At 40.0% G+C, this 8,798-nt stretch carries 8 protein-coding genes and 1 tRNA gene; 2 read left to right on the plus strand and 7 right to left on the minus strand.

Annotated elements, in window-relative coordinates; all coding sequences use genetic code 11:
* Nucleotides 1-10: 10 nt before the first annotated feature.
* Entirely contained in the window at nt 11-2,314 is a 2,304-nt protein-coding gene (locus tag ACI7T6_RS06375) for a type II secretion system protein GspD (RefSeq protein WP_404665543.1), read from the minus strand.
* Nucleotides 2,311-3,444: a hypothetical protein gene (locus ACI7T6_RS06380; protein WP_404665544.1), complete on the minus strand. Its 1,134-nt coding sequence runs from the start codon at nt 3,442-3,444 to the stop codon at nt 2,311-2,313. The genes ACI7T6_RS06375 and ACI7T6_RS06380 overlap by 4 nt, the downstream gene beginning before the upstream one ends.
* A gap of 293 nt (nt 3,445-3,737) precedes the next feature.
* Here ACI7T6_RS06380 and ACI7T6_RS06385 point away from each other — a divergent pair, with 293 nt between their 5' ends.
* A complete protein-coding gene (locus tag ACI7T6_RS06385) occupies nt 3,738-4,127 on the plus strand; it encodes a hypothetical protein (RefSeq protein WP_404665545.1) in 390 nt (129 codons plus the stop codon).
* Nucleotides 4,128-4,130: 3 nt separating this feature from the next.
* Here the strand turns inward: ACI7T6_RS06385 and ACI7T6_RS06390 are convergent, their stop codons facing one another.
* On the minus strand, nt 4,131-4,868 hold the full coding sequence (locus ACI7T6_RS06390; protein WP_404665546.1) for a hypothetical protein: 738 nt from the start codon (nt 4,866-4,868) through the stop codon (nt 4,131-4,133).
* A 137-nt stretch (nt 4,869-5,005) separates the two neighbouring features.
* Entirely contained in the window at nt 5,006-6,232 is a 1,227-nt protein-coding gene (locus tag ACI7T6_RS06395) for an MFS transporter (RefSeq protein ID WP_404665547.1), read from the minus strand.
* 263 nt (nt 6,233-6,495) lie between these two features.
* Here ACI7T6_RS06395 and dapA point away from each other — a divergent pair, with 263 nt between their 5' ends.
* Nucleotides 6,496-7,362, plus strand: a complete 867-nt coding sequence (gene dapA / locus ACI7T6_RS06400; protein ID WP_404665548.1) for a 4-hydroxy-tetrahydrodipicolinate synthase — start codon at nt 6,496-6,498, stop codon at nt 7,360-7,362.
* Nucleotides 7,363-7,365: 3 nt separating this feature from the next.
* Here dapA and ACI7T6_RS06405 read toward each other — a convergent pair whose 3' ends face one another.
* From ACI7T6_RS06405 to ACI7T6_RS06415, 3 genes are all read right to left on the minus strand, one after another.
* Nucleotides 7,366-8,247: a small ribosomal subunit Rsm22 family protein gene (locus ACI7T6_RS06405; RefSeq protein WP_404665549.1), complete on the minus strand. Its 882-nt coding sequence runs from the start codon at nt 8,245-8,247 to the stop codon at nt 7,366-7,368.
* Between the two features lie 45 nt (nt 8,248-8,292).
* A tRNA-Pro gene (locus tag ACI7T6_RS06410) sits at nt 8,293-8,367 on the minus strand.
* A gap of 6 nt (nt 8,368-8,373) precedes the next feature.
* Complete coding sequence (locus tag ACI7T6_RS06415) at nt 8,374-8,628, minus strand: hypothetical protein (protein WP_404665550.1); 255 nt, start codon at nt 8,626-8,628, stop codon at nt 8,374-8,376.
* Nucleotides 8,629-8,798 lie beyond the last annotated feature (170 nt).

Consider the following 8,798-nt stretch of genomic DNA (forward strand, 5'->3'; position numbering starts at 1 on the left):
ATGCATATTTTTACCTATCGTTACTCATCAAGCTTTTTAAGCTGTGCTTAAAAAAGGCTCTTTTTTGCACATCAAATGCCTGATCCACCTGCTCTAAAAATTCAGGAAGGTCTCCTGGCCGTCTTGTTAACTCCTCTTGTACACCTAAAGCATTTTCTTCTTGAGGGGTTTGCAAAATCTTAGGGGTGATGAAAAAAAACATCTCCGTGTCATTTTCAAGAAGCTGGGTTGTTCCAAATAGTTTTCCAAGAAGCGGAATATCTCCAAAAAAAGGAACTTTTTCTTCATGATCCATTTTGGATTTTCTTTTTAATCCTCCAATGATCACCGTCTCCCCGTCTAAAATTCTCACCTCATTTTCAATATGGCGGCGATCGACAAGAGGCCTATCATCAGGGTGAGGCTTAGTGGTATCAAAGGTGATATCTGTCTTTAACGTGACAGAAGGAGGAAGTCCTTTTTCATCAGGAGTGTGAACCGTGGGAGTGAATTTAATGATAATGCCGTAATTGGCTCTAGAAAATGACTTTTCAAAAGAAATCCCTTGATTGGTATCAAGGGGAGCTACTCCATTATTAATAGAAATCTCTTCTACAATCGAGATGGTAGCTGGCGTTTGATTCACCGTGATCACAGAAGGAGAGGCGTTTAGATGAATGTCATCTTGGGTGAGTAAAAAGTTATAAGCGACATCAAACTGAGGGGTGTGTCTATGCTCTTTTCCATGGAAGAAAAACTGTAAAATTCCAGCTGCTTGCCCTTTAGGAGAATAAGGGCTCACAGACGGAATATAGCTCACTCCATTACGCTCTTTACCCAGTTTTAAAAGGTTAAGTCCGTAGTTATTTTGAGCATGGAGCCGTCTTTCAAACATGAGCACTTCGATTTGGACCATTTTCTTAGGGATATCTAGTTTTTTGAGCACCTCTTTCAGCTTATCTAAGATATCTTTTCTTACGGTCATTAAAACAGATCCCGTCTTCGGATCGGGTGTAAAGTGAGGTGTCCCCATTTTTTCAAATTCGATTTTCTTTTGATGAGGGGGTTGAAGAGGCGTTGGAGCAACGACTAGGGAAGGGGCATTTCCTTCTTTTGGATGAGGAGAGCTACTTGCTGAAAAAGAGAGCTCCATCTCCTCAGAAGAGGCATCTTTTGCTCCTAAAGTCAGAGATAGATACACTTTTTCTAACATGTGAGCTAGATCGTGAGGATCACTATGGCGGCAAGGGTAGAGAAACACAACCATTTCTGCAGGGTCACTCAGCTGATGCTCTGTCATATGGATGATTTTTTCTGCTTTATCCACATGCTCTTTAGATCCAATACAAACCAAATGGCTTCCTCCTTCTAAAGGGAAAAAGCTTAAAGGCTCTTGATCACCCCTCTCGAGTGTCAGCTTACTTGAGCGCGCTCCTTCATAGAAAAAACTCCGTAAAATTTTTTCCATCTCTTTCACAGGAAGCTTATTAGCCGGGATCATCCTCGTCACTTTTCCCAGCTGAGAGCCCCAAGCTTTATCGTAAAGACTGAGTAACCGGAGCACCTCTTCTTTTGCCGCAATGAGAGCAATTTTATTTCCGATAGGGTGAATAAAAGTTTGTCTTCCATCACAAAATTTCTCAAAAAATTGCATCACGGATCTTAGCTGCTCTAACGGAGGCGTGACTAAATAACACAGCCTGCTGCCATCAGGAGAGGCGTGTACATGCGCTAAAGAGTCTCCAACTGTGTGAATGGATCCGATATCTTGCTTAAGAAGATAGAGCTGCTTAGCAAAGGGATTAAGCGTTTTAAGCCCAAGGCCGTGATGCCTTAAGAGAATTTCTAAAAACTCTGGCCAGCTCTTTCTTGGTAGAGAAATATTAGAGTGAAGATGCAGTTTCATGCCTGAGAGTTCATGAGGCACGGCATAAAGATAATCCGGTGAGCCGTACTCTCTTAAAAGCTCAGAGATAAAGATCTCTTCTTGATCCCATAGAGCATCCGGATCGCTATTTTGCAGCCCCTCTTCTCTTGCGCTCTCATGCCACTCTGTTTCAAGTTTTAGTTTTGCTTTTTTTAAGAGGTGGACTTCCCTTAAAACCTTTTGAAATTCTTCTTGAGGAGCGTTGTTTTCTAAAAGGCTCTCTGCCTGTTCATGAAGCGCTTTTAACGCTATTTTTACACTACTTAGCTCTTCACTGAGAAAAATGCGTTCATGACGGCGCCCTTTTTCTTGATGCAATAAGGAGGCTCTTTTCTCTACAATTAGATCGCTTCCTAGCAGCTGAGAAATCACTCCTACCATGCATGCTGTGTAGTATCTTATTGTCATACTTTTTTGATTCCTTCTTGTTTTGAAGAAGGTAAACCCTTTTTCAAAGATGTTTGATTGTCTGTTTTTAGAGTAAGAGTTTGTCTCTCATAATGGGTTCTCATCTTGTTAAACACAAGGGCCCCAATTTTTGCTTGGTGATGGGCACTCTCTAGCTGCTGAATGATCACAAGCTCTCCTCTGAGTTGATGGGTTAGAGTAGACTCTAAATCAGAAGAAGTAGAGATTTTTTTCCATAGCTCTCCCTGCTTTAGCCACCAATCCCCCTCTTCTAAAATGACGCGCCTCTTTCCTAAAAGAGCGGTCATTTGAGAGGGGGATTTATACCTTAATGAGGTGATTTTTTCTTGAAAATGACAAAGTAGAGGATCTAGAGCCTCAACAGAAAGAGGAATCATGATAGAGGTGTGTCCTGAGGCGCTCCATAACTGAAAAGTAAAGTTTCCTTGAGGATTTAAAAGACACCCAGCCATGATAGGGTGATCTAAATCTCCTTTTTCTAATGACCAACTCTTTTCATTCCAAAAAAGACACTCACCTGCAGCTAAAAAGAAGATTTTATCTTCTATTTCCACTTTCATCTTACCCCGCAAACCTGTGGCATTAGAAAGATCAAATTCTTCTAAAAGAGCATCTTGAGGATACGCCTTCCCCTCTTTTAAATGGGTAAAAGCGTCTGTATGTTCTATATCTTCAGTTAAGAGCTGAGAAGGGGTTAAAAAAAAGGGATACCGCTCACTAGAGGTTAATGAAAGCCTCTCCTCAATCTCTACGAAGAGCTGATCTTTAGAGACCGATTGAAGCGTCATCTTCACCTGCGTTACAAAAGGGGAGATGCTCCAATGCCCCTCTTCATAACTTAAGAAAAAAACAGATCCCGGTACGCCTTGGATGAGCTTTCCTTCTTTTTCACTTAAAAAAGTCATTTGTAGTGCCTTTCCTGGCCTTGTATCAATTCCAATTAACACGATGTCCTCTAAAATCTGCGTAAGATGAGGGGGAAGCTTAAATGCCTTAAGAGAAAGAGGCCCTTTTTTGAGAGAAGCAACCGTTAAGTGAACAGGAGGTAAGAGCTTTTGATAGATTGTTTTCCGAGAAAAAAATCCCCCATCACTCAAAAAACTGATCAAAATCAAGCTTAAGCCCCCTATCCAGACTGAAATGATCAGATAGACCGTAAATTTTTCACGCTTAAAAAAGGGGTGACTTAAGAGTTTCATATAGGAAGAAGTGTAGGGTATCTCCTCAATATTTTAAAGAGACGATCCCTCTTTTTAAAATACCTGATTGAAAAAAAGAGGAGCTCAATGTAAAGTGCAATTTTAAGAGATAAGTGAGATGAGGAACCTCTCATCTCATTTATCCTCCGGTCTATCGTTTAAAGCAAAATACCTTAGTCAAGACACTTAAGCAGGAGATGATGATGAGTAATGATTCAAACAATGAAGGCGTTTCTATGAAAGAGGTGGAACAGTTTGTAAAAACCTATTGGATTCAGCTGTTTTTTTGTATTCTCTTTCTCTTCACATTTCTCTTTTCCGTTGCAGGTGCTTTTAGACCAGCGCTTGGCCTTTTTCTCCTAGCTGGCGGAGGTATTAGCTCTCTTTTACTCCCGGAGTCTTTAGGAAAAGCGGTTTATCACTCTTTAAATTTCATTGGGAAGCAGGAAAAAGCAATTCAAATTATCTTCGCAGGTGTCACCCTCATTATCACCTGTGTTCTCCCTTTTGTGATCTTGATGCTCATGGGCATATTTAATGGCCTTTTCATCCATCAACTGATGAAAGAAATCCCGTTTAAACCGTTTGATTAAAATCTACTCTGATAAAGAGGCTTCTCTATACAAGATGTAATCTTTTAAAGAGAGGTCCTCTTTTTCGAAATTCTTCATCAGTAATTTGTAGGCGCCCTTATGAATCTGTCTTTGAGAATGATCTTGAGGAAGCCACTGCATGTATTTTTTAAAATCTTGCCAAGCACTCTTTTCTAAAGAGGGATTTCCTAACTCTTTTTGCAAAAAGCAAATTCTTAAGAGGTTATAGGCATAAAGTAAATCGGCATATTCCCGATCTTCTTGATTCCATAGGGTGGTATCTTGATCCAGTGTCTCTTTGAGTAAAATGGTGTGACTTAGAGCTTCTTTAAACTGTTTTTGTCCGATGAGAAGTGAGCTAGAAGAAAATGCAGCGTGGTAAGAGGGAAAAAGTGCAATGCGCTTTTTGATAAGATCTACGAAATAAGAAGCTTCTTCTCTTTCAACACTTCCCATAAGCCGTTGCACGGTACGCCCTTCATATTTTGCCTTAAGCGAGGGCCTTTTTTGCAGAAGTTTTTGAAATTTTTTGAGGTGCTCATCTCGTTTCCCCTCCCATGCATTAAACATCATTTCAATATCTTTATAAGAAGAGGCCCTCTCTTGTTTGAAATGAGAGAGGTTAGCTCCTATGCCAAAAAGTAAAAGAGCGCACCCTAACATTTTGGGAACATGAAGAAGAAAACCGTCATAAGCTGCTTTATGAATAAATCCAAACTTTCCAAAAGGAACTCTTTCCATACACTCATCTCTAAAGGGGGTTATACGGTTTTTAGATCTACAAAACTGCATTTTATGCAACTTCGGGATAAAAATCTTCTTCTATTCATTTTTTTGAAGTTGGAAAACCTCTTCCTTGCTTGCTGATCTCTCTTGCTTTAAACTTCCTTTAGCGAAGACTCTTCTGATTTTTTCTGATGGGTGAGGATAAAAACAATGCCGCTTACAAAGACAAAAAGAGCTGGGAAGATCACAGTGGTAACTGGTGTCCACATAAGACATAGTCCTGATAAAAGAGGCCCTACCATTTTAGCTAAAGATTGCACTGATTGATGCAGTCCCATCACTTTACCTAGTTCCTGATCTCCAGACTCTTTAGATATGCGGTATGAGAGAGAAGGCATTAAAAGAGCGTATCCAATCGTAATGAAAGGTAAAATATAACACACCTCATTGTACCCTTGGATAGACGCTAAAGAAAGAAGCGCTCCTGATAAGATAAAGATCATCAAAAGAAAAAACTTACCTTGTTCATAATAGATGTGACCTGTTCCCATAAAGCCAATTTGAGAGAGAGTAAACCAGAGGCCGTATTGCGAGTAGATATTAAAGATCTCTCTTTCAGAGCAGCTACACACCTGAATAAGAAACACTTGAAATGTTTTAATAAAAAGAAACCATCCTAAAAAGAGAAAAAGTTCTGCTCCAAATAAAACCTTTAATTTTTTAGAGCAGCTGAAAAAATACCGAAAATGAAAAGGGTGCACTTGAGGCTGAGGCGCTGCGGTATCCTCTTGTGACCAACAGGTATAAATGAAAATACTATTTAAAAAAGAGCACGCCATACACACGAAAAAAAGCGCTTTTGCAGCAGGAAGGAGGCTTCCTAAGTGGTGCATAAAGAGCGAAGAGAGCTGCGGCCCTAAAATATAGCCCAGGCCAATCATCAAATGCGAGAGCGCAAACAGCTTAGCTCTTGCTGATCTGATAGAGCTACTTGCAATGATGGCATTGGTAATAGAGAGGTTGACACCGGTTAAACCTGATATAAAATTCCCTAAGAAAAAAGGAATGACGGTTTGAGTGATTACCCCTAAGGCACATAAGCTATATCCAATGATATTTCCTAAATAACAAATGATTAAAGCGCCTTTTTTCCCCATTTGATCTGCTAGGTGCCCAATCAAAGGAGCTCCAAAAAGCTGCGCTAATGGGTAGATGCTAGAGAGAATGCCAAGAAGGGTATACCGCACTGTTAAAGAGGTGTCTTCACTAAAAAAACCGTAGTGTGTCTTTAAGAAAAAATGGGGAAAAAACGCAATGATGGCAGAATAGGTGAGAAAATCGAGGAAAAGAACAGGAAAAATAGAGAATATTTTTTTCATTTTTTTAAGAGGAGTTGATAGCTGTTTAGCGCGCTCTCTTTTTTAATGAAAAAGTGAGGCGCTATCTTTAGTTATACCATTTTTCTCATTAAGGCAAGATCTGTATCTTGCTAAAGCTCTCATCAAGAGCTCATCTTAGAGACTTAATAAAAATATAGTCTTATCTATCCGAACAAATCGGTATCAATTAAAATAGATTTTATCTTTTTTAAGAAAAGACGTTAATAACCTCTATATTGTGTATTTAACTCGGAGAAGGATGTATGTTCAAAGGTTCTATCACAGCTTTAGTAACCCCCTTTAAAGAAAATCAAGATGTCGATTTTCTGCAGTTAACAAGGCTTATTGAACTGCAAATCGAGGCAAAAACAGATGCCCTTGTGTGTTGCGGAACAACAGGAGAGTCTCCAACGCTCTCTGATGAAGAACATTTTCTTATCTTTGAAACCGCTGTCAAAACCGCAAGAGGCCGTATTCCTATCATTGCAGGAACAGGAACGTTTAGCACAGCGCATACGGTTTATAGAACACAAGAGGCTTTTAAAAGAGGCGTTGATGCAGCACTTGTTATTGTGCCTTACTACAATAGACCAAGTTTTGAAGGGTGTTTAGCGCACTTTGCAGCATTGGATCATGTAGGCCTTCCCCTCATCATTTATCACCACCCAGGAAGAACAGGGGTGACTTTGCAAGATCAGGAGCTTGCCACTTTAGGAGATTTACCCTCTGTGATCGGAATTAAAGAAGCATCAGGAAGCTGTGATACCATCCGGTTTCTTCATCAAAACACCTCTCTTAAGATCTACTCAGGAGATGATGCTCTTGCCTTTTCTCATCTAGAAGCAGGAGCGGATGGGGTGATTTCAATTGTCTCCAATATTTTACCTGGCAGCTGGAGAGATATGATTCATGCGTTCTGTGAACACGATTTCATCACCTCGGAGACCATTTTTGAAAGAATGCTTCCCCTTTGTAAAGCGCTTGTCATGGAAACAAACCCTCAAGGGATTAAATACGCGCTCTCTTTAGTTGGAGATACGCTTGATGTGATGAGACTTCCTCTCATACCGCCTAAATACTCCACTCAATTACATATTCAAGCTGTTTTAAATTCTTTTAAAACAGGTTAAATCTTAAAGCGTATCTCCCCACTCAAGCTTTCCTGCTCTTTTAAAAAGGGCGTTTTCACTCTTTGTGATCACCTCTGTTTTGATCCCTTCATCTGTACAAAGGGTCAGCTTCAAATGCCCTTTTAATTTTAAAGGGTTTTTTAAAAGTCTTGGTTGACTGGCTGTCCGGGGCTTTTTAGAAACGATGAGGTAGCTGTATTTTTCATCTTCATACCCAAGTGAGGCATCTTTCATCCACTGATGCTCCCAGCTTCTTTCAAGCCTTACTCCAAAGTGACACCAGGACCCGGGGTCTCCCTTCAAAGGGCACGCATTTTTATGGGGACAAGGAGCTAGGATATGCGCTCCTTGTTGTAAAAGAGCCTCTCTTGCTTTTAAAATGGCTCTAAACCCTTTAGGAGTTCCTGGTTCGATGATGATGAGGCACTCTTTTGCCGACTCTAGCGCTTTTTCTAAAACAGATAAAGATAAAATCTCTCCCCACGAATAAGAAAATACAACGAGATCATGAGAAGAAAATGTTTCTCCCTGACCTGCTGGCTCATTTTTCCACACAATAGGCTCTAGCTTAAGTCTTTCTTTTCCAAGCCTAACAAACTCTCTATCTATTTCAATGAACTCTGCTGATTTAAGCTGAGGAAACTGCTGTTTAGCTGGATACCAAGAAGAGCCAGGACCTGATCCTATATCTAGGTATGATTCAATAGTAATGTTTGATACTTCTTGAAAAACTCTTGCTAAAACAGATTCAGTGGCAGGAAGTCTTGTGATGAGATACGCTTTTCGATCTTCTTCTGATCTTAAGTAAGGCGTATCGCTATTTCGGTACCTTTCAGAAAGAGCTTTGGCTGCTTTTTTAAGAGTTGCTAAAGAAGCGTCTTTCATGTGAAGGAAAACCCCTTTTTAACACGTTCATGATCTATAAAACAATCTGAGTGGGAGGATTCGAACCTCCGACCCCTAACACCCCATGCTAGTGCGCTAGCCAAGCTGCGCTACACCCAGAAAAAATTAAATTCTTGCAAGTCCTTCGAATTCAAATTCAGCTTTTTTGAATTCACTGACTCCGATACGCGCGCACTCTTCAATGATTTTTTCCAAAGGATCTGTCGCTTGAAGTTCTGCAGCAGAGATATCAACAGAAATGGATGCGGAAAAGTTCACCCCTCTACGGAGTCCTTTAACGATAAAGTTAGCATACATCGTCTCTTTTTTCTTAGAGATGTTTTTAAAACGAATCAAGTTGTTTTCTGCGAGATCTTTCACGATTAACCCTTTGCGTGTTTAAATGATGCTAATAGCCTCATCCAAAATAGATACAAGATCGTAAAACCCCTTGCTTGTTTCTGTCAAGGATGAACTCTTGTAAAAACCGTCTTCTCCTGGAAGAAAAAAATCAAGCTATGAAAGCAAAATATTTTAAAAAAATGATGCAT

The organism is Rhabdochlamydiaceae symbiont of Dictyostelium giganteum, assembly GCF_964291045.1.
Lineage (GTDB): Bacteria > Chlamydiota > Chlamydiia > Chlamydiales > Rhabdochlamydiaceae > PALSA-1444.

Excerpts from the sequence above, each read along its gene's own strand:
- ACI7T6_RS06375 (WP_404665543.1), bottom strand. The coding sequence starts at position 2,314 with ATGACAATAAGATACTACACAGCATGCATGGTAGGAGTGATTTCTCAG.
- ACI7T6_RS06385 (WP_404665545.1), top strand. The coding sequence starts at position 3,738 with ATGAGTAATGATTCAAACAATGAAGGCGTTTCTATGAAAGAGGTGGAA.
- ACI7T6_RS06390 (WP_404665546.1), bottom strand. The coding sequence starts at position 4,868 with ATGGAAAGAGTTCCTTTTGGAAAGTTTGGATTTATTCATAAAGCAGCT.
- ACI7T6_RS06395 (WP_404665547.1), bottom strand. The coding sequence starts at position 6,232 with ATGAAAAAAATATTCTCTATTTTTCCTGTTCTTTTCCTCGATTTTCTC.
- dapA (WP_404665548.1), top strand. The coding sequence starts at position 6,496 with ATGTTCAAAGGTTCTATCACAGCTTTAGTAACCCCCTTTAAAGAAAAT.
- ACI7T6_RS06405 (WP_404665549.1), bottom strand. The coding sequence starts at position 8,247 with ATGAAAGACGCTTCTTTAGCAACTCTTAAAAAAGCAGCCAAAGCTCTT.